This window comes from Streptomyces sp. LN549, from assembly GCF_043203805.1.
Taxonomy (GTDB): Bacteria; Actinomycetota; Actinomycetes; order Streptomycetales; family Streptomycetaceae; genus Streptomyces.
Genome location: NZ_JAZHRI010000002.1, coordinates 7,226,481 through 7,251,608, shown reverse-complemented (window position 1 = coordinate 7,251,608; position 25,128 = coordinate 7,226,481). Strand labels below are relative to the sequence as shown.

The 25,128-nt window shown below is 71.4% G+C and carries 16 protein-coding genes; 9 read left to right on the top strand and 7 right to left on the bottom strand.

Annotated features, from left to right (window positions below; genetic code table 11):
* Window positions 1-24: 24 nt before the first annotated feature.
* Window positions 25-771 (top strand): SAM-dependent methyltransferase, encoded by a 747-nt coding sequence (locus tag SH922_RS32410; protein WP_393062105.1) that lies wholly within the window; start codon window positions 25-27, stop codon window positions 769-771.
* Between the two features lie 39 nt (window positions 772-810).
* On the opposite strand, the gene SH922_RS32405 is transcribed toward SH922_RS32410, so the two are convergent.
* Window positions 811-1,527 (bottom strand): hypothetical protein, encoded by a 717-nt coding sequence (locus SH922_RS32405; RefSeq protein ID WP_393062104.1) that lies wholly within the window; start codon window positions 1,525-1,527, stop codon window positions 811-813.
* Window positions 1,528-1,599: 72 nt separating this feature from the next.
* Window positions 1,600-8,769, bottom strand: coding sequence for a ricin-type beta-trefoil lectin domain protein (locus tag SH922_RS32400; RefSeq protein WP_393062103.1), 7,170 nt, complete (start codon window positions 8,767-8,769; stop codon window positions 1,600-1,602).
* 477 nt (window positions 8,770-9,246) lie between these two features.
* Between SH922_RS32400 and SH922_RS32395 the strand changes: the two genes are divergently transcribed.
* Complete coding sequence (locus tag SH922_RS32395; RefSeq protein WP_393062102.1) at window positions 9,247-12,831, top strand: DNRLRE domain-containing protein; 3,585 nt, start codon at window positions 9,247-9,249, stop codon at window positions 12,829-12,831.
* 88 nt (window positions 12,832-12,919) lie between these two features.
* On the opposite strand, the gene SH922_RS32390 is transcribed toward SH922_RS32395, so the two are convergent.
* Both SH922_RS32390 and SH922_RS32385 read right to left on the bottom strand, forming a co-directional pair.
* Window positions 12,920-14,143 carry an acetyl-CoA C-acetyltransferase gene (locus SH922_RS32390; RefSeq protein WP_393062101.1) on the bottom strand — a complete coding sequence of 408 codons (1,224 nt, stop codon included), beginning with the start codon at window positions 14,141-14,143 and terminating at the stop codon, window positions 12,920-12,922.
* 113 nt (window positions 14,144-14,256) lie between these two features.
* Window positions 14,257-15,168 (bottom strand): LysR substrate-binding domain-containing protein, encoded by a 912-nt coding sequence (locus tag SH922_RS32385; protein WP_393062100.1) that lies wholly within the window; start codon window positions 15,166-15,168, stop codon window positions 14,257-14,259.
* Between the two features lie 160 nt (window positions 15,169-15,328).
* On the opposite strand from SH922_RS32385, the gene SH922_RS32380 reads away from it, so the two are divergent.
* The 3 genes from SH922_RS32380 to SH922_RS32370 are packed head-to-tail and all read left to right on the top strand — an operon-like array spanning window position 15,329 to window position 18,696.
* The gene (locus tag SH922_RS32380) at window positions 15,329-16,246 is read left to right on the top strand and encodes a CoA transferase subunit A (RefSeq protein WP_393063751.1); all 918 of its coding nucleotides are present in this window, start codon (window positions 15,329-15,331) and stop codon (window positions 16,244-16,246) included.
* Window positions 16,247-16,293: 47 nt separating this feature from the next.
* Window positions 16,294-17,070, top strand: coding sequence for a CoA-transferase subunit beta (locus SH922_RS32375; RefSeq protein ID WP_393062099.1), 777 nt, complete (start codon window positions 16,294-16,296; stop codon window positions 17,068-17,070).
* 54 nt (window positions 17,071-17,124) lie between these two features.
* The gene (locus SH922_RS32370) at window positions 17,125-18,696 is read left to right on the top strand and encodes a 3-hydroxyacyl-CoA dehydrogenase (protein ID WP_393062098.1); all 1,572 of its coding nucleotides are present in this window, start codon (window positions 17,125-17,127) and stop codon (window positions 18,694-18,696) included.
* 32 nt (window positions 18,697-18,728) lie between these two features.
* Here SH922_RS32370 and SH922_RS32365 read toward each other — a convergent pair whose 3' ends face one another.
* A complete protein-coding gene (locus tag SH922_RS32365; protein WP_393062097.1) occupies window positions 18,729-18,920 on the bottom strand; it encodes a hypothetical protein in 192 nt (63 codons plus the stop codon).
* 130 nt (window positions 18,921-19,050) lie between these two features.
* Between SH922_RS32365 and SH922_RS32360 the strand changes: the two genes are divergently transcribed.
* Entirely contained in the window at window positions 19,051-19,497 is a 447-nt protein-coding gene (locus SH922_RS32360) for a VOC family protein (RefSeq protein WP_393062096.1), read from the top strand.
* Window positions 19,498-19,592: 95 nt separating this feature from the next.
* On the opposite strand, the gene SH922_RS32355 is transcribed toward SH922_RS32360, so the two are convergent.
* Entirely contained in the window at window positions 19,593-20,291 is a 699-nt protein-coding gene (locus tag SH922_RS32355; protein WP_393062095.1) for a DUF6597 domain-containing transcriptional factor, read from the bottom strand.
* 59 nt (window positions 20,292-20,350) lie between these two features.
* Between SH922_RS32355 and SH922_RS32350 the strand changes: the two genes are divergently transcribed.
* Window positions 20,351-20,725: a CU044_2847 family protein gene (locus SH922_RS32350; protein ID WP_393062094.1), complete on the top strand. Its 375-nt coding sequence runs from the start codon at window positions 20,351-20,353 to the stop codon at window positions 20,723-20,725.
* A gap of 11 nt (window positions 20,726-20,736) precedes the next feature.
* On the opposite strand, the gene SH922_RS32345 is transcribed toward SH922_RS32350, so the two are convergent.
* Window positions 20,737-21,840 carry a YihY/virulence factor BrkB family protein gene (locus tag SH922_RS32345; protein ID WP_393063750.1) on the bottom strand — a complete coding sequence of 368 codons (1,104 nt, stop codon included), beginning with the start codon at window positions 21,838-21,840 and terminating at the stop codon, window positions 20,737-20,739.
* 74 nt (window positions 21,841-21,914) lie between these two features.
* On the opposite strand from SH922_RS32345, the gene SH922_RS32340 reads away from it, so the two are divergent.
* Together SH922_RS32340 and SH922_RS32335 are read left to right on the top strand one after the other, a co-directional pair.
* Complete coding sequence (locus SH922_RS32340; protein ID WP_393062093.1) at window positions 21,915-23,552, top strand: acyl-CoA dehydrogenase family protein; 1,638 nt, start codon at window positions 21,915-21,917, stop codon at window positions 23,550-23,552.
* A gap of 261 nt (window positions 23,553-23,813) precedes the next feature.
* Window positions 23,814-25,094, top strand: a complete 1,281-nt coding sequence (locus SH922_RS32335) for a GAF domain-containing protein (RefSeq protein ID WP_393062092.1) — start codon at window positions 23,814-23,816, stop codon at window positions 25,092-25,094.
* The last annotated feature ends 34 nt before the right edge of the window (window positions 25,095-25,128 follow it).

Genomic DNA, 25,128 nt, shown 5'->3' with positions numbered 1-25,128 from the left:
GCCGCGGCGGTCTAGCTTCCCCGCGTGGACCTTCCCCGTGCCTTCACCATCCGCGAGAGCGGCCATCGCGTGCACAACCCGTTCACCGAGGAGAATCTGGCCACCCTGGGCCGGGCCCTGCGCCTGGCTCCGGGGAGCCGGATCCTCGACCTCGCCTGCGGCAGCGGCGAGCTGCTCTGCACCTGGGCGCGCGATCACGGCGTGACCGGCACCGGGGTCGACATCAGCACCGTCTTCCTGGCCGCCGCGGGACAACGGGCGGCGGAGCTGGGGGTGGCGGACCAGGTCGGCTTCGTCCACGGCGACGCGTCCGGCCACGTCGCACCTGCCCCGGTCGACGTCGCCGCGTGCATCGGCGCCACCTGGATCGGCGGGGGTGTGACCGGCACGGTCGAGCTGCTGGAGCGCTCGGTGAGGCCGGGCGGCCTGTTGCTGATCGGTGAGCCCTACTGGCGCCGGGAGCCACCGGACCGCACAGCCGTCGAGGCGTGTCACGCGTCGGACCGGGACGACTTCTTCGCTCTGCCGGAACTGCTCGAACACTTCGGGGAACTGGGCTGGGACGTGGTGGAGATGGTGCTCGCCGGCCAGGAGGGCTGGGACCGGTACGTCGCGGCGCAGTGGCTCAGCATCCGCCGCTGGCTCGACGCGAACCCCGACGACGAACTGGCCGGTGAGATGCGCGCGGAGCTGACGGCGGGGCCGGTGCAGCACGTCCGGTACCAGCGCGAGTACCTGGGATGGGGCGTGTTCGCCCTGATGAAGCGCTGACCCCGGGGCGCGGCGCGCGACGGGCACGGCGCCGGCCCGTCACGAGTGGTAGAGCACCCGCACGACCATGGTGTCGCCGGGCAGGCCGTCCAGGCAGGCGTTGAACATCCGCTCGTAGTCGGGGCCCCCGCCCTCCACCCACCGCCCGTCGAGGGTGAGCAGGGCGGGGGTGGGCAGCACGGCCGCTGTGTGGCGGGCCACATAGGTTTCCCGGTCCTCGTCGAAGTGGAGGACGGGGTCGGACGTGAACCGCTCCTCCAGGGCGGGGTCCGCCTCGATCGCCTGGATCAGGGGCTGTGCGCGGAAAGAGGCCACGGCAGCCTCCCCGGCGTGTTGGGGCTCCAGGGTCCTGGCCCGCTCGGCGAAGTGGTGGAAGGGCAGCGCGGGCGGGTAGCGGTCGGCGAAGGCGTGGTACGCCGTCCAGGTGTCACCTGCCCGGCGGGCCTCGGCGGCGCGGGGCGTGTCGAGGTCGAGGATGCCGCGCGGGCCGCCGTGGCAGTGGGAGCTCGGCAGATCCTCGGGGGTGTCGGTCCAGTCGTCGTACCGCACCAGCCGGGGGTCGTCCTCGTGACCGGGCAGCACGTCGAAGAGGCAGCCTGCCCCGGAGACGAACCAGTAGCTCCACTCCCCCACCCAGTCCGGGTGGGGGCGGTCCTCACGGTCGTACCAGAAGGGGGCCATGGCCTGCCCGATCGCCTGCTTCAGCCCGTCGGGGCCGACGGGCGGCAGACAGACGGTGATGCGCTGTTTGCCCATGGTGTCCCCTTGCGTGGTGCGGTGCTCGGTCGTGTGGTGCGGTGCGCGGCCCACCTTGGCAGGCCGCGAAGGTCAGGCGGTCGGCGGGGGGCCGCAGGAGACGACGACGTCGTCGCAGCCCCGTTCCAGCGTCTTCCAGCCTTCCCAGATGAACGCCAGGTCGCCGAGGATTCCGGCCCCGTTCATCACCTTGCCGCCGAGGCCGCCGCCGCGCTTGCCGCTACCGGTCTCGCTACCGCGGCCACCGGCCCGGCCGGTCGCCGGGGCGCCGCCGCCGCGGAACCCGCCCGACGCGTGGGTGTCGAAGAAGACCGATCCCGGTTTCCCGTCCCCGGCGAAGATCACTCGGACGTTGGCATTGCCGACGAACCTGTCCCGGACGGCCTCGGCCTGTTCCATGCTGTGGGCGACGAAGACGACCTTCTGGCTCTGTTTCTTGCCCTCGATGTCGAGCTTGTTGTTGATGGTCTTCTCGATGCTGTCGAGGGACTTCCCGTTGACGGCTTGCGTGGACTCGTTGGCGTCCCAGGTCTCGACGTCCACGATCTTGCCGTTCTTCCAGGTGACCTTGATGAAGTCGGCGGTGGCGCCGGCCACGCGGTGGTTGCCGTTCGCGTCGTGGACCAGGCCCTTCTTGGGGAGCACTGCGTTGTCGTCCTGCCAGAGGTACTCGCTGCCGTTGCCCGTCTTCGGGTCGTACAGGTCGAGCGACGTGCGCAGGTCCTCGTTCATGAACTCGATCGCGACGCGCTCCGACTTGATCTTTCCTGGCGAGCCCACGGTGTGCGGGACGCCTCGGTCGTCGTAGATGACGCGGTAGGTCTTGTTGCCCTGGGTGACCTTCGTCTCCGTGAGCGCCTTGGTCGGCTTCACGTTGTCGTTCTTGATTCTGATGATGCGTCCGCCGCGGCAGACGGCGGTGCCTTCCCAGCACTCGGCGGGCTGGAGTCCGTCGGGGTCGCTCTTGGTGATCGGGTTGTTGTTGGCGTAGGCGTAGCCGTTGATCTGGAGCGGGTCCGCGAAGTCGACCACGGGGTCGGCGGAGAGGAATCGTCCGGTCGACTGGTCGTACTCGCGGGCGCCGAGGTGGGTGAGTCCGGAGTAGGTGTCGTCGACGCCGGTGCCCAGGTAGCTGCGGGCGTTGGGCCAGGTCACGGGCCGGGTGCCGCGCACCTCACCGTACGGCTTGAAGGAGCGGCGGGTGACGGGCTGGCCGGTGCTCTGCTCCACGGAGGTGGTGGCCGTGCCGACGGTGTCGTTGAGCAGCACGCTCAGCACGTGCGTGGAGGAGCCGTTCTTGCTGACGCGGACGACGGAGGGGGCGCCGGGATGCTGGTAGATCCGGCTGGCCTTGAGCAGATTGCCCTTGGCGTCCGTGCTGACCTCGGTCTCGCCCAGGAACAGGGTGGTGCCGGCCGCGGACTTCTGCAGGATGCGGTTGCCGCCGGTGTCGTAGACATACGTGGTGCGGTCGGCGAGCGCCCACTGCTGGGCGGCGCCGGTGGCGCAGGTGGCGACCTGGAGGTCGGTGCCGTCGGCGTCGGTGGCGCCGGGCACGGCCAGGCACTTGCCGGTCGCGGCGTGGACGAACGCCTTGTCCGAGGCGCGCAGGGTGAACTTCTGCGCGGTGCTGCCGTTGCAGACGGCGAGTTGGACGAGGACGCCGTTGACGGTGGCGCACTTGCCGCTGATGCGCAGCGTGTCGCCGGTGGTCTGCCACGCCTGCGCTGGCGTGCTGTTGCAGCCGTGGAGCTGGATCGGGGTGCCGTCGGTGAGGGCGTTGCTCTGGAGGTCGACGCACTTGCCGTTCAGGCCGGTGATCGGCCCGGCGCCGTCGCCCGTGCCGGTGACCGAGGCGAGCTTGTTCTCGGCGTTCCAGTCCAGGATCTGGTCGCCGCCGGTGAGGTGGCGCTCGGTGGTGTTGCCGGTGGCGTCGTTGACGTACGTGGGGTCGGTGCCGGTGGGCCGGTCGACACTGGTGAGCAGATGGGGCTGGGTGAGGGTGGGGGCGCTGGTGCCGTTGCCCGTCACGGTCTTGCCGTAGGCGTAGGTGGTACGGAGGTCCAGGGCCGGGTTGGCCGGGGCGCGGTCGGTGAGCGACGCCCGGTTGCCGACGGCGTCGAAGGTGAAGGACTGGTAGTAGGAGTCGGCGGTGGTCGCGACCGACCCGGCGGCGGGGGCCGCGGCGTCGAGGGACGCCTGCATCTCGGCGTCGGGCGCGGCGGCGTCGGTGACGGCGTCCGGTGCCTCGGCGACGGGTCCGGCGCTGCTCTGGCCGTCGCTGCGGTAGCCCCAGGCGGTGCCGGACGCGGACTTGCAGCCGGTGGCGGCGGTCACGGCGAGGCCGGAGGTCCAGGCGTGGACCAGCTCACCGAGGTAGTCGTAGGTGAAGCACTGGTTGTCCCAGGCGGACGCGGTGCCGTCGGTCTGCTTGCGGGCCGCCGATGTGAGGTTGCCCGCACGGTCCCAGGAGTAGTAGGAGTCGGAGATCCGGTGCGAGGACGCGGTCTCACGGTCCCAGACGGTCCGCTGGAGGCGGCCCGTCTCCTGGTTGATGAAGTTGGTGGTCCACACCCGGTAGGGCTGGGGTCCGCTGACGGTCCGCAGGGGCTCGCCGTACGCGGAGTAGGTGACGTCTGAGGTGTACCAGCTCAGGCCGGAGGTGGACTCGGCGAGACCGTCCTCGTTGTAGCGGGTGATGACCTTCTCGGCGGCCAGACCCCCGATGGCTGGCACACTGACGGAGAGCTGTTTACCGCCTTCGGTGTACGCGTAGCGGTAGGTGTAGGTACCCGCGAGCTTGGGCCCGGCCTGGGCCGGGACGACGATCTCGCGGGTGGTCGGGCGGTACTTGTCGTCGTAGGCGGTGATCCGGTCGGTCCAGTCGGCGCCGGCCTCGTGGCGGGTGGAGCTCGCCGCCTTGCCGAGCGCTCCCGGCAGGTCGTAGGTGAAGGACTTGACCGGGTCGGCGGTCGCGGAGCCCTGGCGGACCTTCAGCACACGGCCGATGGCGTCGTACTCGGTGTACGTGGTCTGGTGGCGCGAGTCGGTGGCGGATGCCTGCCGGCCGAGCGCGTCGTAGGTGAAGGAAGCGCTGCCGATGTCGGGGTCGGTTGCGGAGGCCAGCAGTCCGCGGGTGTTGTAGGTGTACGTCCAGAGGTTGCCCGCGTGGTCCTCGATCCGGCTGCGGTTGCCCCGGGCGTCGAAGGAGTACCTGGTGGTGCGCCACTCGTCCTGGGTGCGGTTGGTGGAGTGGTCGACGCGGGTGATCCGGCCGCGCGCGTCCGAGTAGGCGCGCACGGCGGGGGTGGCGCCGCCGGCTGGGCGGGAGATGGTCCAGTTGTCGCCGTACTCGACGCTGTCGTACCAGACGGCGCTGCCGCTTTGCACGGTGGTCTTGCGCACCGGGCGGCCGAGGCCGTCATAGGTGTTGCGCACCAGGTTGGGCACCAGGGTGTCGCTGACCCGCTTGAACTGGCCGGTCTCGGGCTCGCCCTTGGCGAGGTAGGAGCCGGTCTGCTCGGAGACGAGACCGTGGTCGTCGTAGCGTGTGTCCTGGATGATCCGGCCGGGGCCGTGGGCCTCGTCCTGCGTCTGTACGGGGCGCATCAGCCCGTCGTAGACGGTCACCTGGCGGCTGTAGCTGCCGTTGTCCTTGAGGGAGCGGACGGTGACGGCGGTGGGCCGGGTGACGGTCGGAGTGGCGGTCGCCATCTGGTAGTCGATGAGGACGTCGGGCGTCGCGGCGTCGGCCGACCAGCCCTTCACCAGGCGGCCGAACGCGTCGTACTCCATGCGCGAGACGTGCCCGTTGGCATCGGTGACCGAGAGGGCCAGGCCGCGGCCCGGATCGAGGGTGGTGGTGGAGGCGTGCCCCTTCTGGTTGATCTTCTTGATCGCGGTGACGGGGCCGCCGGTGTCGCCGGGGGTGTACTGGGTCTCCGAGACGCCCTTGAGCGGGTCGGTGATCTTCCGCACCCGGCCCAGCGGGTCGAAGGTGTTGGTGTGGACGATCGAGTAGGCGGAGCCGTCGTCGTCGAGCGTCGCCGTGGTGGTGGCCAGGCCCTTGACCGGCGCCGCGCCCCAGGCCCCGTCGTCGTAGCTGGTGCGGACCGCGCTCATCACCTGGGTGGCCGGGTCGGCGGTGGCGTGGCCGGCGCAGGAGGTGGAGGTGGTGCGGATCTCCTTGGGCAGGCCGACGAGGTTGGCCGCCTCATTGACCACGTAGGACGTCTTGGAGCAGGTCTGGTCGCTGAGGGTCTCACCGCCGGTGCCGTCGGGCTTGACCACGGCCGACTCGACCTGCTGCGGCAGTCCGTAGGTGTCGTCGACGACGGTGGTGGTGCGCACGCCCTGCCAGCTGCTGCCGAGGGTCTGCAAGGTGTCGCTGCGTTCGAAGCCGCTGCGGTACGCGGTCAGCGGCGCGAGGCCGCCCCCGCGCTCACGGGAGGCGGTCTGTTTGGCCCAGGGCCGGTTGAGGACCCGGCTGGCGATCTTGCCGCCGGTCCCGGTGTACGCGATGGTCTCGGCGGTCATGCCCGCGTAGGGGGCGATGTCGTCCGCGGCCAGGGTCACGGTGCCGGTGGAGTCCTTGACCGGGCCGCCGGCGCCGCGGAAGTAGCGGGTGACCGAGTAGGACTGGGTCTGCGGGCGGCCGGGGGCCGGAGAGATCTTGTTGCCCTTCGACGTGGCCACCTGCTGGTAGCCGCGCCACTCGCTGTAGGTGCGCAGAGCGGGCTTGCTGAACTCGTCGTCGCTCTTGCCCCAAGCAGCGCCCGAGTAGTCATAGCGCGTCGAGATCCGGGCGGAGACGCCGGTGATCCGGTCGGTCTCGGTCACGGTGTGGACGACGTACTTGTTGAACCAGGCCAGCGCGGGCTTCTCGACCTCCGCGTCGGGCGACCAGCGGACCGGGAAGCAGGTGCCGTGGTTGTCCTCGGGCGCCACATCGGGCTGCACACGGCAACCGCCCTTGTAGGTCACCTCGATGTCGGCGCCGTGTTCGGTGGCGACAGCGCCGATGCGCGGCCGGGTGAAGCCGGGGCGCGGGTCGGAGGAGTCGCGGGGCACCAGGTTGGGCAGTTGCTGGTCCTTCAGATACGTGCTGAGGGGGTGCGCGGAGCCGGTGCCGACGACGTACGGCTGGAAGCTGACGCCGGACTTGGTGAGCAGCGTGCCGCTGGTGTCACCGGGGCGGAAGCCGTAGTGCTGGATGGAGTTGAGCCACAGGCCGGGCGAGGTGTCGTACCAGTCGCGAGGGAAGGACTGGTCGAGCAGATAGGTGTCGACCTTGGACAGGCCCGCGACGCCGGGGCGCTGGGCGTAGGTGGTGATGCCGCCGAGCCGCAGCCGGTTCCAGAAGGACGGGAAGGCGGGGCACAGCTTGGAGTCGCTCTTGCAGTTGAGGTTGCCGGGACTGTCCCACCACGGGCGGTAGGAGGCGGGGTTCTTGGTGTCGTCGAACTTCGCCGAGTCGCAGACGGTGGCGTCCTGGAGGCAGCGCTGCTGGAGCAGGAAGTCGATCTTCGCGGCCGGGGTGGCACCGAGGGCGCCCTCGCGCAGCCCGTACTCGACCGAGTCGGGCAGACCGCCGCGGACGTACTTCTCGGGCGTCTTGAACTTCTTGTTGACGGCGTAGTAGTTCGTCGACTGGTGCCAGTTGACGACCATGACGTTGCCGTTGACGTCGGTGACCTTGTCCAGGCCCCAGTGCCATGCCTGCTGCTTGGTGGTGTCGCCCTGGCAGCGTGAGTCGGCGAAGGCGGCCGCGTGGCAGGGCTCGCCGGGGTGGTTCCCGAAGACGGGGACGGTGAAGACGGACTGGGTGTCCTCGTGACCGCCGCCGATCTTGTTGAGACCGTAGGTGTAGACGGTGCCGTCCCGCTTGGTGACGACCCAGTACTCGCCGTTGTTGTCGCCGTTGGTGGCGCCCGTCTTCAGCTCGACGCGGGTGCCGTCGTCCTGCTGCGGGCGGTAGCGGTCGGTCTCGCCGATGCGGACCAGTTCGGTCGTGGCGCCGCCGAGCGACATCACGGCGTTGTAGGAGACCCAGCACAGGTCGGAGGTCTTGGCCTTCTTCGCCGTGTTGTTGGGGGCTCCGGCCGCGATGTCCTCACGGTCGTCCTTGCAGGTGCGGTAGCGGCGTTCGATGTAGCCCGGGTTGTAGTCCCAGCCCTCACCGATCCACGACGCCTGCGGCGAGGAGGTGGATGTCTTCGCGTCCACGCTCTGCGAGTTGTAGTCGAAGGAGATCTCCGGTGCGGGACCCGCGGGCGTGGGCGGAACGTCGATCGGATACGACCAGGTGAAGGCACCGGACGAGCTGCCCGCCGACCACTTGCCGTTGGACTCCAGCGGCGTCGCCTTGAAGGAGCCGCTCTCACCCGCGCCGGAGTCGACGGCGCCGACCACGGCGCTGTCACCGCCGGCGGCCGCCTGGCGGGCGCCGGTGCGGTATGCGGCCTGGACCGTGCCGGTACCGGCCTTCGGGGACGCGGTCGCCGACGCGGGCGTCACGGTGCCGTCGGCGGCGGGGTCGACGGTGGCTGTCAGGGTCTTGGTGCCGGTGTCGTTGACCGTCTCCAGCTCCTCGTAGGCCTGGCACTCCTCGACGTCGGGCGTGGTGCGGTAGCACTCGGGGAACTGCACAAAGGTGAGCCGGGAGGCCCAGTCGGCGCCGTAGAGGTTCTGGTACGCCTTGTAGTCGAGCTGCACCGAGACGGGTACCGAGCCGGTGGCGGGGGCGGTGACCGTGACGAGCGCGCCGTCGATGCCATCGGCCTCGGGGGCGGTGCGCGGGGAGACGCCGACCTGCCAGGTGCCGGTGGGCGAAGCGGCGCCGGGAGCCTGACCGATCTTCACGGGCAGGGTGCCGACGGGCTCGAGAGCGGCTGTGCCGACGGCGGACCGCGCGCCGGCCTGCCGGACGCCCTCGGCGCCGAAGGTGATCGATCCGGTGCCGCCCGTGGGCGGAATGACGGTGCCGGCCGGGGCCTGCTCCAGGTTGGCGGGCGGAGAGGTCTCGATGCTGTCGAGCCCGGCGTTGTGCGTACCGCCGTCGACCAGCTGCTCAGCCGGGATCTCCAACAACGAGACGTCGTCGCGCGCGACTTCGGCAGATTCGGGATCTGGCGGCTGGGCTGCGGCCGTGAAGGGCAGCAGCCCCACAAGCAGGGCCGCGCCGACCACGGGCACCACCGCGGAGCGCAGGCGAGCACGGCACACGGACACGAAAGCAGGCACGGACGAGGTCCCCCCGGGCGACAGAAGGCCGCACCCGGACAGTGCGCGGGTGCGGCCAGCGAACGGCCTGATTCTGTGCGCCACTTGTGAAGAAAAACCAGACGGTACGTGACCATGTGATCATCACCACAAATGCAAAACGGTTGTCCATATCGTCAGTTACGGCAAAGAACCACCTATGCCGCCGATCACGCCCATGGGCATCTGCGGCACCTTTGGGACCTGTCACCCACTCCGGCACCGGCCTTACCAAATGCCCCCTACACACGTCCTGTTGTGTACCGATTTCAGCACTCGTGCGCTCGCCCGGGGCGTCGGATCGGGCCGATTCCTGGCCGTGGGGCGGCGCGGGGCGCGGCACACCGTCCGACGGCACCCGCACCGCGACGACGGTGACGGCCACCGGGCGGTGAGCCATGATCTGTCGGCTGTTGTCGCAGCTTTCACAGCTGTTTCACAGGGGGAAAGGGAATTCTCATGCCGAGCCGATGGCGCCGCTGGCGCCGCTCGCCCGCTCGCCGGCCCGTCGCGGCCGTCGCCGCCGCTGCCATCGCGGCGTCCTGCCTCACGGTCGTGGCGCTGAACGGCACCGACCGGGCGGATCAGCCACGCCGCCCCTCCGAGGCTCACCGGGCGCCGCTGGCGGAAGCCGATGCCGCCGCGAGGGCCAGGAAGACCGGCAAGGCCGTCGAAGCGACCGCGCTGCGCACCGCGTACGCGACGACCTGGGCACGCCCGGACGGACTGCTCCAACGCCGGATCCACGCCAGCCCGATCCGGGCCCGGGTGGACGGGGTCTGGAAGGCCGTGGACAGGGATCTGCGCCGGGTGGAAGGCGGTTGGGCTCCCAGGGCGACCAACGTGGGCATGGTCTTCTCGGGCGGTGCGGGCAAGCCGTCGGGCGCACACGGTCGTACGGGCGCCAAGGGCGCCGCGGGTTCCGGCGCCCGTGCCGGTGGTGGTGCGGGTGATCGCGCCGCCCAGCACGCCGACCGCTCCGCTCCCCGCCGGGTCCCCCTGCTCGGCGATGCCGTCGCCGCCACGGATGCCACCGCGAACCCGCTGGTGACGCTCTCGGTGGACGGTCACGACATCGTGCTGACCTGGCCGGATGCCGTGCCCACCCCCGTCATCGACGGGCCGCGCGCCCTGTACCCGGAGATCCTGCCCGGCGCCGACCTCGTCCTGACGGCGGCCGACGGCGGGTTCGCACAGCTCCTCGTCGTCAAGAACCGTCAGGCGGCCACCGACCCGCGCGTGGCACGCCTGGCGTACGGACTCAGCTCCCCCGACCTGGACTTCGCACTCGACCCGGTCACCGGCATCGTCTCGGCCGTCGACACGGAAGGCGTCGACGTCGCGGAGGCGCCGACCCCGCTGATGTGGGACAGCGCCGGCACCCCGGCGCTCACCGACGGCCAGGCGGGCAGCAGCGCGTCGCCGACCGCCCCCGAGGTCATCCCCTCCGAGGCGGAGGCCACCGGCACCCCGGACGAGGAGCCGTCCGAATCGCCCGAGCCGACCGACCAGATGGCGGACACCGACCAGGAGGACCCCCTCCCGGAGGCGCTGCCCGAGGCGACCGACGAGGCCGCCGATCCGTCGGTCGTCGCCGAGATGGAGGGCACTTCACCGCCCGTACCGCCGGAGCCGAGCCCGCTGCCCTCCCAAACCGGCGCCGCGGCCACACTCTCGCTGTCCGGCGTCAACGGCCCGCAGCCCGACTCGCACGGCTCGCTCGTCGACGTCGACCTGGACGCCGGCACCTGGGTGTTCAGCCCCGACCAGGCGTTTCTCGCCGCCCCGACGACCGTGTACCCCGTCTTCGTCGACCCGTCGATCAAGAAGCACACCAACGACTGGACGACCGCCTACAGCCGCCACCCCACCGCCACCTTCTACAACGGCAAGAACTTCAACCGGGGCGGCACCGACGAGGCCCGCGTCGGCTTCGAGTCCGACACCTGGGGCACCTCACGGTCCTTCTTCAGCATCGACTGGGATGCGGACCTCAAGGGCTCCACGGTGCACAGCGCCAAGTTGCGCGCCCTGGAGACGTACTCCTGGTCGTGCAGTGCCCGCAGCATGACTGTTCATCTCACCGGGCCGATCAGTTCGAAGACGAACTGGAAGAACGCCCCCACCATGAACAGCGGCAACAAGATCGGCGGAGGGAGCTTCGCGCACGGCTGGAAGTCCGGCTCGTGCCCCGACGAGTACGTGGTCTTCGACGTCAAGGACAGCGCCAAGAAGGCCGTCGCGGGCGGGTGGAAGACGATGACGATCGGCATGCGCGCCTCCGACGAGAACTCCCAGTACTCGTGGAAGAAGTTCCAGGCCAACGGCGGCAACGACCCGTACGTCGATCTGTCGTACAACCGTCCGCCGGCCACCCCGAGCAGCCTCGACCTCGACCCGGATCTGAGCTGTGACACCACGTCGCCGTACATCAACGTCGGCGCGTCGTCGCTGACCTTCTGGGCCAACAGCTCCGACAAGGACGGCAACCTCGCCTCCGTGAACTTCGAGCTGTGGCCGACGGGCGGGAGCACGTCCAACCTCCTCGGCAGCAAGGGCAAGGTGTCGGTCGGCAGCCAGAACAGCTCGGCGCGTGTGCACACCGACCCGTTCCCGACGGGCAGCACCGGTCTGAAGCTGGTCAACGGCTCGACGTACTCGTGGCGTGCCAAGTCGGTCGACAAGTACGGCGCCACCTCCGCCTACTCGCACACCAAGATCCCGTGCCGCTTCGTGTACGACTCCTCGAAGCCGTCGCCACCGCTCGCGTCCTCGACGCAGTTTCCGGACGCCGACGCCTCCGACAACGGCTTCGCGAACGACTCCGAGGACTCGAAGTGGAGCACGGTCACCTTCGGTACGGCCGGCGCCTTCACCTTCCGGGCCCGGCAGACGGACGTGGTCCGCTACGAGTACGGCTTCAACCAGGCCTCGTACCCCTTCTCGGTCAACCGCACCAACGGAGCCGCGACCACCACGACGACCCCGGTGTCGAACGTGAAGCCGCCGCTCGCCGGGCCGAACGTGCTCTACGTGCGTGCGGTGGACGACGCCGGGAACGTGTCCCAGCCGCTCAAGTACTTCTTCTACGTGACCCCGAGAGACAAGGCCGACGCACCGGGCGACTTCACCGGTGACCGGCGGCCCGACCTGATGGTGGTCGACGGCAACGGAAATCTGCGCCTCTACCCGTCCGAGTCCTCGACGGACCTGGCCAAGGGCACCGGTGATCTCGACTACTCCATGTCGGGCGCCTACCGAGGCAACCCCGCCAAGGACCCCAACGGAGACGACGGCCTTCCCCCCTACGCCGCCGCACCCTCCGGGTACTGGAAGAACACCCTGATCACCCACCTCGGTGACTTCTACGGCGGTGACGGGCTCCAGGATCTCGTGGCCGTCCGCGAGAACGCCCTGTGGGTCTACCCGGGCGACGGCTACGGCGCCGTCAACATCGACAAGCGCCAGCGGGTGCTACTGCCGTCGAACGCGCCCGCCCCCGCCACGATCACCCAGATCGTGGCGGCCGGGGACGCCACCGGAGACGGGAAGACCGACTTCTTCCTCACCGTCGGCGACGCGATCTGGGCCTTCACCGGCTACAACGGCGCCAGCATCGAGCAAGCCGTCCGGCTCTCCAGCTCTCCGTGGACCGAGCGCGACATCGTCAGCGTCCAGGACATCACCGGCGACGGAATCACCGACCTGATCTACCGGACGGATGTCTCCAGCCGACTCCTGCTGCGCACCGGCAAGCCGGCCGCTTCGGGCAGCGGGGTCGACCTCACCTCCCTCGCGGCGGCCGTCAACTCGGCGAACGGGGTGGACGACCAGTACGGAGCCTCGGGGTGGGGCAGCAGCAACATCCGGTTCCTGTTCGGCACGCCCGACGCGAACGGCGACAACATCCCGGACATCTGGACGCTCCGCACCGACGGCGCGGTCCGCTTCTACGCCGGTTCCCGGACCGAGATGGCCGGTTCCGGCACGGAGATCGTGAGCAAGAGCGGAGGGGGCTGGATCAACAAGATGGCGATCGGCTGAGGCCCCGCACGGCATACGGCTCCGCACCCCTGCCCGGGTGCGGAGCCGTGGTGCGTGCCGGCGTCACGGCGCCTGTGCGTCCACCGTGTCAGGCGATGCGCTCGAAGACCGCGGCGAGGCCCTGGCCGCCGCCGATGCACATGGTCTCCAGGCCGTAGCGGGCCTCGCGGCGGTGCAGTTCTCTGGTGAGCGTGGCCAGGATGCGGGCGCCGGTGGCACCGACGGGGTGGCCGAGCGAGACGCCGGAGCCGTTCACGTTGATCCGCTCCTCGTGGTCCTTGTCGCCGAGGCCCAGTTCCCGGGTGCAGGCAAGCACCTGGGCGGCGAAGGCTTCGTTGAGCTCGATCAGGTCGAGGTCGGCGAGGGTGAGCCCGGCGCGGGCGAGCGCGGTCCGGGTCGCGGGGACGGGGCCGATGCCCATGGTGGCGGCGGGCACGCCGGCGCGGGCGAAGGAGACCAGCCGGACCAGCGGGGTGAGGCCGAGGCGTTCGGCGGTGGCGGCGCTGGTCACCAGGCAGGCGGCCGCCGCGTCGTTCTGGCCGCTGGCGTTGCCCGCGGTGACCGTGGCGTCCGGGTCGGACTTGCCCAGGATCGGGCGGAGCGCGGCGAGCTGTTCGGCGGTGGTGTCGGGGCGGGGGTGCTCGTCGGCGGTGACCACCGTTTCGCCCTTGCGCGTGCGTACGGTGACGGGGACGGTCTCCGCCTCGTACCGGCCCTCGGCCATGGCGCGACCGGCGCGCTGCTGCGAGCGCAGGGCGAGGGCGTCCTGGTCGGCGCGGCTGATGCCGTACTCCCGGCGGAGGTTCTCGGCGGTCTCGATCATGCCGCCGGGCACCGGGTGGCTGACGCCGCCTGCGGTGACCCGGCCGCGGGCCAGCGAGTCGTGGAGCTGGAGGCCGGGGCCCTTGATGCCCCAGCGGCCGTCGTGCGTGTAGTACGGGGCGGCGCTCATCACGTCGACGCCGCCGGCGATCACGACGTCGCTGAACCCGGCCCTGATCTGCATCGCCGCGTCGAGGACGGCCTGGAGCCCGGAGCCGCAGCGGCGGTCGGTCTGGAGGCCGGTGACGGACTGCGGGAGCCCGGCGTCCAGGGCGGCGACCCGGCCGATGGCGGGGGCGTCGGAGGACGGATAGGCGTGCCCGAGGATCACCTCGTCGACCCGGTCCGGGTCGATCCCCGTGCGGGCGACGACCTCGGCGATGACGCGTGCGGCGAGGGCGGCCGGTGTCTGCCCGGCGAACGCTCCGCCGAAGCGGCCGATGGGGGTGCGCAGCGGTTCGCAGATCACGACATCGTTCTGGTCGGGCACAGCGGGGCCTTTCCGGGCGGGGACAGAGAGGACAAGGGTGTGACATGACCCTCGCACCCGCCGACTGAGTCGGTCCAATATCCAGTTCCCCCTGATTCAAGACGCGGTGCGTCTCAATGGGGTGCGGGCTCGTGGGTGGGCGTCGGCAGCGCCTCCTCCGCGACGGCGAGTACCGCGCGCAGGGCGGCTGAGGGGTTGTCGTCCCGCCAGGCCAGCGCCGCCTGGCGCCTGATGGGCGGCCCGGCGAGCGGCCGGTAGACGAGGCCGCTCTGCTGGATGTGCTGGACGGAGGTGACGGTGAGGGTCACCCCGACGCCCGCGGCGACCAGCGCCAGGATCGTGTAGGAGTCGGGAGCCTCCTGGACCACCCTCGGATTGAATCCGGCGGCCTCGCAGGCCCCGACCATCGCGTCCCGCACGGTGGAGCCGGTGTTCGCGGGGAACGAGACGAACGGTTCCCCGGCCAGCACCTCGATCGGAACGCTGTCCCGGGCGGCGAGCGGATGGTCGGAGGGCAGCGCGCACACGAGCTCCTCCTCGTCGATCACCCGGTAGGTCACGCCCGGCTGCGTCACCGGCAGGCGCACGAAGCCCAGGTCGAGCGAGCCGTCCGCGACCCGGGCCAGCGCGACGTTGGCGTAGGTCTGGCCGGTCATGACGAGTTCGATCCCGGGGTGGGCGGCGCGCACCGCCCGGGTCAGCCGGGGCAGCGTCTCGTGGCTGGAGGCACCCGCGAAGCCGATGCTGACCCGCCCGTACTCGCCGCGGCCGGCCGCCTTCACGGCCCGTACGGCCGTGTCCAGGTCGTCGAGCACGGTCCGCACCGGCTGGAGGAACGACTCCCCCGCACTGGTGAGGCGCACGGAGCGGGTGTTGCGCTCGAAGAGCTGGACCCCCAGCTCCTTCTCCAGCTGACGGATCTGCTGGCTCAGCGGCGGCTGAGCCATCTGCAGCCGCCTGGCGGCCCGGCCGAAGTGGAGCTCCTCGGCCACGGCCAGGAACGCGGACAGATGACGCAGCTCCATGCCCGCCCCTTCCTCAGCACCCATTGATTAATCAGACGTCTTGATTCGAGCTTAATTCGGTATTGGACAGCGATCAATGGACGCTGGCACCGTGGGGCGACGCGCGCGTCCGCACAGGCAGAGGAGCACCGTGGCCACGACGGACCGGAAAGACAAGACGATGTCGATGAAGGCGGCGATCGCCTCCTTCGTCCACGACGGAGCCACCGTCTGTCTCGAAGGCTTCACCCATCTCATCCCGACCGCCGCGGGCCACGAGATCATCCGACAGGGCCGCCGCGACCTCACGGTCGTACGGATGACCGCGGACATCGTCGTGGACCAGATGATCGCCGCGGGCTGTGTGACGCGGCTGGTCTCCTCGTTCGTGGGCAACTCGTCGGCCGGTTCGCTCGGTGAGCTCCGCCGCCGGGTGGAGAGCGCGGACCCGGCGCCCCTCGCCTTCGAGGAGTACAGCCACTACGGAATGATCTGCCGCTATCTCGCCGGTTCGCAGCGGCTGCCGTTCTACCCGCTGCGCTCCTACGGCGGAAGCGATCTGCCGTCCGTCAACAGCGATCTGCGCAGGGTGACTTCGCCGTACCCCGGTCCGGACGGCGAACCCGAGCAGATCTACGTCGTACCGCCCGTCAACCCGGACGTGACGATCATCCACGCCCAGCGCGCCGACCGCAGCGGCAACACCCAGATGTGGGGGCTGACCGGCGTCCAGGCCGAGGCGGTGTACGCGGCGGACAAGGCGGTCGTCGTCGTGGAGGAGATCGTCGACGACGAGGTGATCCGCTCCGACCCCAACCGCACGCTCGTCCCCGCGCACGCGGTCGACGCCGTCGTCTGCTGCCCGCGCGGGGCGCATCCCTCGTTCGCTCAGGGGTATTACGACCGGGACAACGCCTTCTACCGGGCCTGGTCGCACATCAGCAAGGATCCGCAGCGTCTCCAGGACTGGCTGGACGAGTGGGTGCGCGGGACGGCGGACCACGCGGAGTACGTCGACAGGCTGGGCGAGGAGTTCTGGGCGGGGCTCGCGGTCGGCGAGGCGTTCAGCGAGCCGGTGAACTACGGGCGGCGGCTGTGAACACGTCCGGGGGAACCACGGCCACGGGACACGAGAAGGAACGGGTCATGACGATCACCGCACCGGACACCATCACCTCCTCCGAACTGCTCTCCGTCGTCGCCTCCCGCGAACTGGCCGCGCGCCGTACCGTGTTCGCCGGGATCGGTCTGCCGACCCTCGCCACCGAGCTGGCCCATCTGACGGTCGCCCCGGACATCGAGGTGGTGTACGAGTCCGGGGTCTGCGGCGCCCATCCCTCGCAGCTACCGGAGACCATCGCCGACGCGGTGCTGATCACGGGGGCTGAGGCGGTGATCCCGATGCCCATGCTCTTCGGCTGTGTGCTCCAGGGCGGCCACATCGACGTGGGCTTCCTGGGCGCCGCGCAGATCGACCGCTGGGGCAACCTCAACACCTCGGTGATCGGCGACTGGGACAGCCCGTCGGTCCGGCTTCCCGGGTCGGGCGGCGGCGTCGAGGTGATGGCCAACTCCCGCGAGGTCTTCGTGGTGATGCGCCGTCACCACCCGCGTTCCTTCCCGGCGGAGCTCGACTTCTGCACCACCCCGGGCCCGGACCGTGCGCTCGCCGAGGGCATCCGGCCGCTGGGCGCCGGTGTCACCCGGGTCATCACGGAACTGGGCATCATGGCCCGCGAGGGCGTGGGCGAGGAGCTGCGGCTGGTCGCCGTCCAGCCCGGCGTCACCGTGGAGCAGGTGCGGGCCGCGACCGGCTGGGACCTGCGGGTCGCCGACACGGTCGACGAGGTGCCGCCCCCGACCGAGGACGAACTGCGGCTGCTGCGCGAGGATGTCGACCCGGACCGCGTGTACCTGCGCTGATCCGCACCCACCTGTCCGCCAGCCACCCACCCCATCGAGAGGACCAGGACCACCATGCGTATCAGGATCGTCGGCGCCGGAGCCATGGGCCGCGGCATCGCCCAGTGGGCCGCCGTCGGCGGACACACCGTCGAGCTGTCCGACGTGCGGACACAGGCGGTGACGGAGGCAGCCGCGTTCGTACGGACCATGCTCGAACGGGCCGTGCAGAAGGGCCGGATGTCCGCCGAGGACGCGGCCGCCGCCGTGGACCGGGTGATCCCGCTGGACGACCCGTGGGCCGAGGGCCCGGACGTCGAGCTGGCCATCGAGGCCGTACGGGAGGACCTGGCGACCAAGACGGAGGTCTTCGGCAGGCTGGAGCAGGCGCTGCCCGCCTCGGCCGTCCTCGCGACCAACACCTCCTCGCTGTCGGTGACCCGGATCGCCGCCGGGCTGAAGGACCCGACGCGCCTGGCCGGGCTGCACTTCTTCAACCCCGTCCCGCTGATGCGGATCGTCGAGGTGGTACCCGGCGCCGCCACGCGCCCGGAGATCCCGCCGCTGCTCACCGCGCTCGTGGAGAGCTGCGGACACCGTGCGGTGACGGTCGCCGACACCCCGGGCTTCCTCGTCAACCACGCCGGGCGCGGACTGGCGACGGAAGCACTCGCGCTACTGGAGGAGACGGTCACCGACCCGGCGGGCATCGACCGCATCGCGCGGGACGTGCTGGGCCTGCGGATGGGCCCGTTCGAGCTGATGGACCTCACCGGACTCGATGTGACCGCCGCGGTCATCGACTCGATCTGGGAGGGCTTCCGCTACGAGGACCGGCTCCGCCCCTCGTATCTGACCCCGAATCGCGTGGCGGCAGGACTGCACGGGCGCAAGACCGGACGCGGCTGGTTCCCGTACGGTCCCGAGGCGGCCGCACCCGCGGCTGAGGCGCCGGTCACCGGCGACCCGGACCGGCCGGTGCACGTCGTCGCCCCGTCCCCGGCCGGGGAGCGAGACGCCACCGCGCTGCGGGAGGCTCTGACCGCGGCGGGGGCCACGGTCGGGACCGGCGCGGAACCGTCCGCCGGGGCGCTGGTGCTGGTCCCGGTCTGGGGCACCACGGTGGCTTCCGCGGTGGCCGCGCACGGGCTGCCCGCGGCGCGCACCTTCGGTGTGGACCCGTTGCCGGCGGCCGGACGCCGCCGGGTGCTGGCCGTGACCCCGGCCGCGGAGCCGGCGGCTGCGCGGGACGCCCGCGCGGTACTGGCCCGGGCCTCGGACGGCGGCGAGCCGTTCGCGGTGTCGGTGGTGCGGGACACGGCGGGCTCGGTCGCACAGCGGCTGCTCGCGTCGATCGTGTCGGTCTCGGCATCGATCGCGGAGCGCGCGCTGGCGACCCCGGCCGACATCGATCTGGCGGTGACGACCGGTCTCGGCTACCCGGTGGGCCCGCTGGCCTGGGGCGACCGGATCGGCGCGGCCCGGATGCTGGAGCTGCACCGGGCGCTGCACGCCACGACGGGTGACCCGCGCCACCGCCCGACCCGCTGGGTCACCGAGCGTGCGGCACTGGGCCTGGCCCTGACGGACACGGGCACGTCGCCGGCGGACTGCCTGGACGGCGCTGAGGAGAACAGCACGGGGTGAGGCGGTCGAGCGGGGGCCCGCCGGCCCCCCGCTCAGCCCGTGAGCCGTACCAGTGTCAGCAGCACCGCCGCCGTCACCGCCCCGAGCCCGAGCGCCCGCGGGGCGGGGCGGCGGGGCTCCAGCCGGGCCGGCGGCCCCTCCGGGCCGGAACCGACGTGGAGGAGCATCCACACCTGCCAGGCCGGCAGCGCGCAGGCCACCGCCAGAGGTGCCTGTGCGGCCATGCGTCCCCGTGCCGTTCCTGGCCACGCCCCCTTGACCCCCTCGTTGCCCGGACGGAGCTTCCGGTCCGTGCCCCGTCCCCACCGGGCGATCCATGACACGGGTCGGACATCGCCCGAGGCGGGCGGGGACATGACCGATTCGTTCAAGACCGCGGGCCGGCATCCGGCCTACCGTCGGATCATGACTCCACGACTCGACGCGATCGCCATCACCACCGCGGATCTGGCCGCATCGCTCGCCTTCTACCGCCGGCTCGGCCTCGACATCCCCGCCGACGCGGAATCCGCACCCCATGTCGAAGTGACACTGCCCGGCGGCGGACGCCTGTTGTGGGACACCGAGGACGTCGTCCGCTCCTTCGACCCGGAGTGGGCCGGGACGAACGGCGGGGAGCGGCTCGGGCTCGCCTTCCTCTGCGACAGCCCGGCGGAGGTCGACGCCGTGTACGACGAGCTGACCGGTGCCGGATACCGGGGCCATCTGAAACCGTGGGACGCGGTGTGGGGGCAGCGGTACGCGGTGGTGCTCGACCCGGACGGCTGTGCGGTGTCGCTGTTCGCCGCGGCCCACCCCTGAGGCTGCACGAGGACGTTGCGCGGGGGCGGATCCGCACGGCACGAGTTGATCGCGGAGGCCTGGGAGCGGGCGTCCGGCGAGCGCGGGGGCGGCTGCTAAGGCGCCGAGAAGTAGTCGGTCAGGGTGGTGCCGGCCAGTTCGCGCATCTCCCGCGCGAGGTGGGCCTGGTCGGCGCAGCCCGCCACGAGCGCGGCCTCCGCGTACGGCGTCCCTGCCCGTACGAGCGCCAGCGCCCGTTGCAGCCGCAGCACCCGGGCGAGCGTCTTGGGTCCGTATCCGAAGGCGGCCAGCGAGCGGCGGTGCAGCTGGCGGGCGCCGAGGCCGACGGTCTGTGCCGTCTGCGCGACGGTGCGGCCGCTGTCCAGCTGCGCGGCGACGAACCGCATCGCCGGGTCCGGCTGCGCGGTGTCCGCCGACCGGCGCACCGCGATGTCCTCCAGCGCGGCAGCCGGGTCGGCGGCCCCGGCGACCTGCTCGGTGAGCTCCCGGACCAGCGCCGCCGGCCACAGGTCGGCCAGCGCCACGCGGCGGTCTCGCAGTTCGTGCGCCGGTACGCCCAGCAGGGCGGGCGCCGTGCCGGGGGCGAAGCGGATGCCCGCGTAGCTGCCGCCGTCCGAGCCGGACGGTGGTTCCGCACGCGTGTCCGGGCCTGCGACGAGCAGCCGGCCGTCGATCCACAGCAGATCCATGCAGCCGTCGGGCAGCACCGGGTGGACCGATCCCTGCGGCACGGTCAGGGTCCAGACCCTCGCACCGTCGAGCCGCGACGCGCGCTCTTCGTACCTGTCGCCCATGGCACTAGTCTCGTCGACTGACGGAGAACGGGCGGAACCGCGGCACCCCGGGGGCGGTCATGGCGGCACTGATGGAGTTCACCACCGACAGCGGCGAGACGGTGACGGTCGAGGTCGACCGGCATGCCCCGGGTGCGCAGCTCGTCGCGCGCGACGGCCATGCGCTGGCCCGGGCGGAGCGCACCTTCGACGAGGCGCTCCAGGGCATCCGGTCGGCGGCCGAGTCGGCGCTCGCGGTGTTCCGGGACGGCACCCTGAAGCCGGACGGTGTGGAGCTCGAGTTCGGTGTGAAGATCACCGCCGAGGCCGGCGCGGTGATCGCCAAGAGCGCGCTGGAGGGCCATCTGACGGTCAAGCTGTCCTGGTCACCGGGCTCGTCCGCCGGGACCCCGCCGGCGGCTCCGCCCGCGTCGCCCGCCCCGGCCGCCGGCTGACGGCCGGCCTCTCATTCGCCGTGCGGCTGCGGCTTGTCAGGCTCCTTCTCACGGCTCGGCTGCAGCCGGGACTTCACGTCGTCCGGCGGCAGGAACCGCGACCACCGTTCCGGGAACTCGGACGGCATGTACGGGCTGTCGCCGTCGTCCCCGTCGTCGTCCGGGCCGCCGTCCCAGCTCTCCGCCTGGGTGCGGGCCACGAACTCGGCCGCCTGGGCCACGCGTACCCGGTCGTTGGCGGCACGGGCCGCCGCTGTCGCCACCGACGGCCACACCCGGTCGATGGCCGCGTTGACCGCGGCGCCCACCAGCACCGCGAACGCGGAGATGCCGATCCACAGCAGTACCGCGATGGGGGCGGCCAGCGAACCGTAGATCGTGGGCCCCTCGACCGTACTGGTGAGGTAGATCCGCAGCAGGAAGCTGCCGAGCACCCACATCGCCAGCGCCATCAGGGCGCCCGGCATGTCCTCGATCCACGGGGAGCGGACGGGGACGGACACGTGGTAGAGCGTCGTCAGGAAGGCGATGGACAGCAGTATCACCAGCGGCCAGTACAGGACGCTTATGACCTCGGTGCCCCAGGGGATGAACTCCACGACCCGGTCGGGGCCGACCACCAGGAGCGGCAGCACGACCGCGCCCAGCAGCAGCGCCACCACGTACAGCAGGAAGGCGAGCATCCGGGTCTTGACGATGCCGCGCTGGCCGTCGAGCCCGTACATCACGGTGATCGTGTCGATGAAGACGTTGACCGCGCGTGAACCGGACCAGAGCGCGATCGCGAAACCGATCGAGATGACGTCGGGCCGGGCCCCGGTGGTGACATCCGCCAGGAGCGGTTTGGCGAAGTCGTTGACGCCGCGCTCGGAGAGCACCGTATGGGCGGCGCTCAGGATGTTGCGCTCGATGGAGGCGACCGTCGCGGTGCTGGTCCACTCGTCGACGTAGCCGAGCAGGCCGATCAGTCCGAGGAGCAGCGGAGGCAGGGACAGCAGGGTGAAGAACGCCGCCTCGGCGGCGAGTCCCAGAATGCGGTACTCCATGCACGAATTTACGGTGTCCTTCAGCAACTGCCAGGCCAGTTGCCGCTTGGACACGTTGCGATAGAGCACTCTGGCCCGGTGGAGCCGGCCCGGTGACCGCTCGGGTGTTTCATTTGCTGCCTGCACGTCCATACCGTAGCGGCATGGCAGCCACCACCCACACAGTGTCCAACCAGGCCCCTCCTCTCCTCGGCTACGACGTCTTCGGCGCGGACCGGGTGCTCACCGAAGCCGTGGAACGGCACCTCCCGGCTGAGCTGCTCGACGACGCGCGGGACGGGCTCGCCGAGCTCGGCCGGTCCGCCGGGTCCGCCCAGGCCGCGGAGTGGGGAGCGCAGGCCAACGACAATCCGCCGAGACTGCGCACCCACGACCGCTACGGGCACCGCATCGACGAGGTGGAGTTCCACCCGGCCTGGCACCGGCTGCTCGGCCATGCCGTCACCGCCGGCCTGACCGATGCCTGGGACCGGCCGGGCGGGCATGTGCGCCGGGCCGCCGGCTTCCTGGTGTGGACGCAGGCCGAGGCGGGCCACGGCTGCCCGCTCTCGATGACGCACGCGGCGGTGCCCGCGCTGCGGACCGATCCGGCCGTGGCGGCGGAGTGGGAGCCGCTGCTGACCTCGCACGTGTACGAGGAGGAACTGCGGCCGGCCGGGCAGAAGACCGGGGCGCTCCTCGGGATGGGCATGACGGAGAAGCAGGGCGGCACGGACGTGCGGTCCAACACGACGCGGGCAGAGCCGCTGGCGGGTGAGGGGGAGTACCTGCTCACCGGGCACAAGTGGTTCTGCTCGGCCCCGATGTCCGACGGGTTCCTGGTGCTGGCGCAGGCCCCCGGCGGGCTGACGTGTTTCCTGCTCCCCCGGGTGCTGCCCGACGGCACGCGCAACGTGTTCGCGATCCAGCGGCTCAAGGACAAGCTGGGCAACCGGTCCAATGCCTCCGCCGAGGTCGAGTTCGACGGTACGTGGGTGCGCAGGATCGGTGAGGAGGGGCGCGGGGTGCGCACCATCATCGACATGGTGGCGGCGACCCGGCTGGACTGTGTGACCGGCTCGGCGGCGCTGATGCGGCAGGCGGTGGCGCAGGCGGTCCACCACGCCACGTACCGCAGCGCGTTCGGCGGGGTGCTGGTCGACAAGCCGCTGATGCGCAACGTGCTGGCCGATCTGGCGCTGGAGTCCGAGGCCGCGACGGTGCTGGCGATGCGGCTCGCGGCCGCGTACGACGCCGGGACGGAGGGCGAGTCGGCGTTCCTGCGGATCGCGGTGCCCACGGCGAAGTACTGGGTGACGAAGCGGTGCACCCCACTGGTGGCCGAGGCGCTCGAATGCCTGGGCGGCAACGGCTACGTGGAGGAGTCGGGGATGCCGCGGCTGCTGCGCGAGGCGCCGCTCAACTCGATCTGGGAGGGCTCGGGGAATGTCCAGGCCCTGGACGTCCTGCGCGCCCTGCAGCACGAGCCGCTGGCGCTGAACGCGTTCCTCCAGGAGGTGGGACGGGCGCGGGGCGCCGACCACCGGCTCGACCGGGCGATCAAGGACATGCTGACCGAGCTCGCCGACCTGGAGGGGATCGAGGCGCGGGCCCGCCGGCTCGTGGAGCGGATGGCGCTGGTGCTGCAGGGTTCGCTGCTGGTGCGCTGGGCTCCGCCGGAGGTCGCCGACGCGTTCTGCGCGTCACGCCTGGGCGGTGACCGGGGCTCGGCGTTCGGGACGCTGCCGCACAGCCTGGATCTGGCATCGGTCGTTGAACGGGCGCGGCCCGTGGAGCGTTGACCTGAACGGCATCCGGGCAGCAACAGGGGGTGGTGCTGCGCCGACACGGCACCACCCCCCATGCTGTACACACCGGACTTCGGGGCCGAAACCCTGCCGTTCGGTGTTCCGTCACTCTTGTACGGTCGCGCGGCCGTCGCCAGAGTTGCAGAGGGTTGCAACCATTGTGTGGAGTTGCGGTGCCGGGGCTCCCGCAGCGGCAGGATGGGTGCCGCGGCTCCTTGACCGGGGCCCGGCACAGTCATGAGGGGGGAATCCGGCATGGAGACGAGTCCTGTCGACGTGATGCGGCTCGCTGCCCAGGAGTCCGGCCGGGCCAACCGCCTGGTCCACCGGGCCCGCGAGGCGAGGATGGCGGGCGACCGGATGCCCACCGCACCGCGGGCAGAGATCGGGGCCTCGTGGGACCGGGTGCTGCGCAGCGGGATCGATCCGGAACAGACCACCCACAGCATCCTGCTGGAGCTGGACGAGGTCGAGCACCGGCGTCGCAGTTCCACGCTGGGCGAGGTGATGCCGCTGCTCAGCGACGGCCTGGTGAGCATCGCGGACGCCTCGCAGCAGATCATGGTGGTCACCGATGTGGAGGGCCGGGTGCTGTGGCGCCAGGGCAACACGGGAGTGCTGCGTCTGGCGGACAACATCTGCCTGGCCGAGGGCGCCGCCTGGTCCGAGGCGATCACGGGCACCAACGCGATCGGTACCGCGCTCGCCTCGCGCGCCCCTGTGCAGGTCCACTCCGCGGAGCACTTCGTCCGCAGTCTGCACGGGTGGACGTGCGCGGCGGCCCCGGTGCGCGATCCGCGGGACGGCCGGCTGATGGGGATCGTCGATATCAGTGGTCCGGCGAGCACCTTCCATCCGACGACGCTCGCCCTGGTCGGCTCGGTGGCCCGGCTGGCCGAGAGCGAGATCAGGACCCAGCACCTGCAGTCGATCGACCGGCTGCGCTCGGTGGCGGCGCCGATGCTGTGCCGGCTGGGGGGCCGGGCCCTGGCGGTGGACAGCAACGGCTGGCTGGCCGCGGTCACCGGGATGCCTCCGGTGGACCGGCTGCCGCTGCCGAAGTCGCTGCAGCCGGGCCGGGTGTGGCTGCCCTCGCTCGGGATGTGCCGGGTGGAGCCGCTGCAGGGCGGCTGGCTGGTGCAGGTGGCGGACGGGGCGCTGGACAGCCCGCCGCGCCGGGTCGTGCTCGATCTGAGCCTGCCGCGCAGCCTCGCCGTGAATGTGGTGAGCCCGGTGGGCACGTGGACGCAGCGGCTCTCCCCGCGCCACGCCGAGCTGCTCTACGCGCTGGCGCTGCACCCGGAGGGGCGTACGGCGTCCGAGCTGGCGGAGGACCTCTTCGGCGACCCGACCAGGACGGTGACGGTCCGGGCCGAGATCTCGCGACTGCGGCGCCATCTCGCGGAGGTACTGGCGCACCGCCCGTACCGCTTCGGGGAAGGGGTGGAAGTGGAGGTGATCCGTCCGGAGCACCCGGGCGATCTGCTGCCGCGGTCGAAGGCCCCCGTGGTGGTGGCGGCGCGCAGCGCCTCCTGAGCGGTGTTCCCGCAGGTCCTGGGCGTCCGCTCCG

Bases quoted from the DNA above. Each gene is read 5' to 3' on its own strand.
- SH922_RS32395 (WP_393062102.1), top strand. From the start codon at position 9,247: ATGCCGAGCCGATGGCGCCGCTGGCGCCGCTCGCCCGCTCGCCGGCCC.
- SH922_RS32350 (WP_393062094.1), top strand. From the start codon at position 20,351: ATGGCGGCACTGATGGAGTTCACCACCGACAGCGGCGAGACGGTGACG.
- SH922_RS32335 (WP_393062092.1), top strand. From the start codon at position 23,814: ATGGAGACGAGTCCTGTCGACGTGATGCGGCTCGCTGCCCAGGAGTCC.
- SH922_RS32375 (WP_393062099.1), top strand. From the start codon at position 16,294: ATGACGATCACCGCACCGGACACCATCACCTCCTCCGAACTGCTCTCC.
- SH922_RS32405 (WP_393062104.1), bottom strand. From the start codon at position 1,527: ATGGGCAAACAGCGCATCACCGTCTGTCTGCCGCCCGTCGGCCCCGAC.
- SH922_RS32370 (WP_393062098.1), top strand. From the start codon at position 17,125: ATGCGTATCAGGATCGTCGGCGCCGGAGCCATGGGCCGCGGCATCGCC.
- SH922_RS32355 (WP_393062095.1), bottom strand. From the start codon at position 20,291: ATGGGCGACAGGTACGAAGAGCGCGCGTCGCGGCTCGACGGTGCGAGG.
- SH922_RS32340 (WP_393062093.1), top strand. From the start codon at position 21,915: ATGGCAGCCACCACCCACACAGTGTCCAACCAGGCCCCTCCTCTCCTC.
- SH922_RS32385 (WP_393062100.1), bottom strand. From the start codon at position 15,168: ATGGAGCTGCGTCATCTGTCCGCGTTCCTGGCCGTGGCCGAGGAGCTC.
- SH922_RS32365 (WP_393062097.1), bottom strand. From the start codon at position 18,920: ATGGCCGCACAGGCACCTCTGGCGGTGGCCTGCGCGCTGCCGGCCTGG.
- SH922_RS32380 (WP_393063751.1), top strand. From the start codon at position 15,329: ATGTCGATGAAGGCGGCGATCGCCTCCTTCGTCCACGACGGAGCCACC.
- SH922_RS32360 (WP_393062096.1), top strand. From the start codon at position 19,051: ATGACCGATTCGTTCAAGACCGCGGGCCGGCATCCGGCCTACCGTCGG.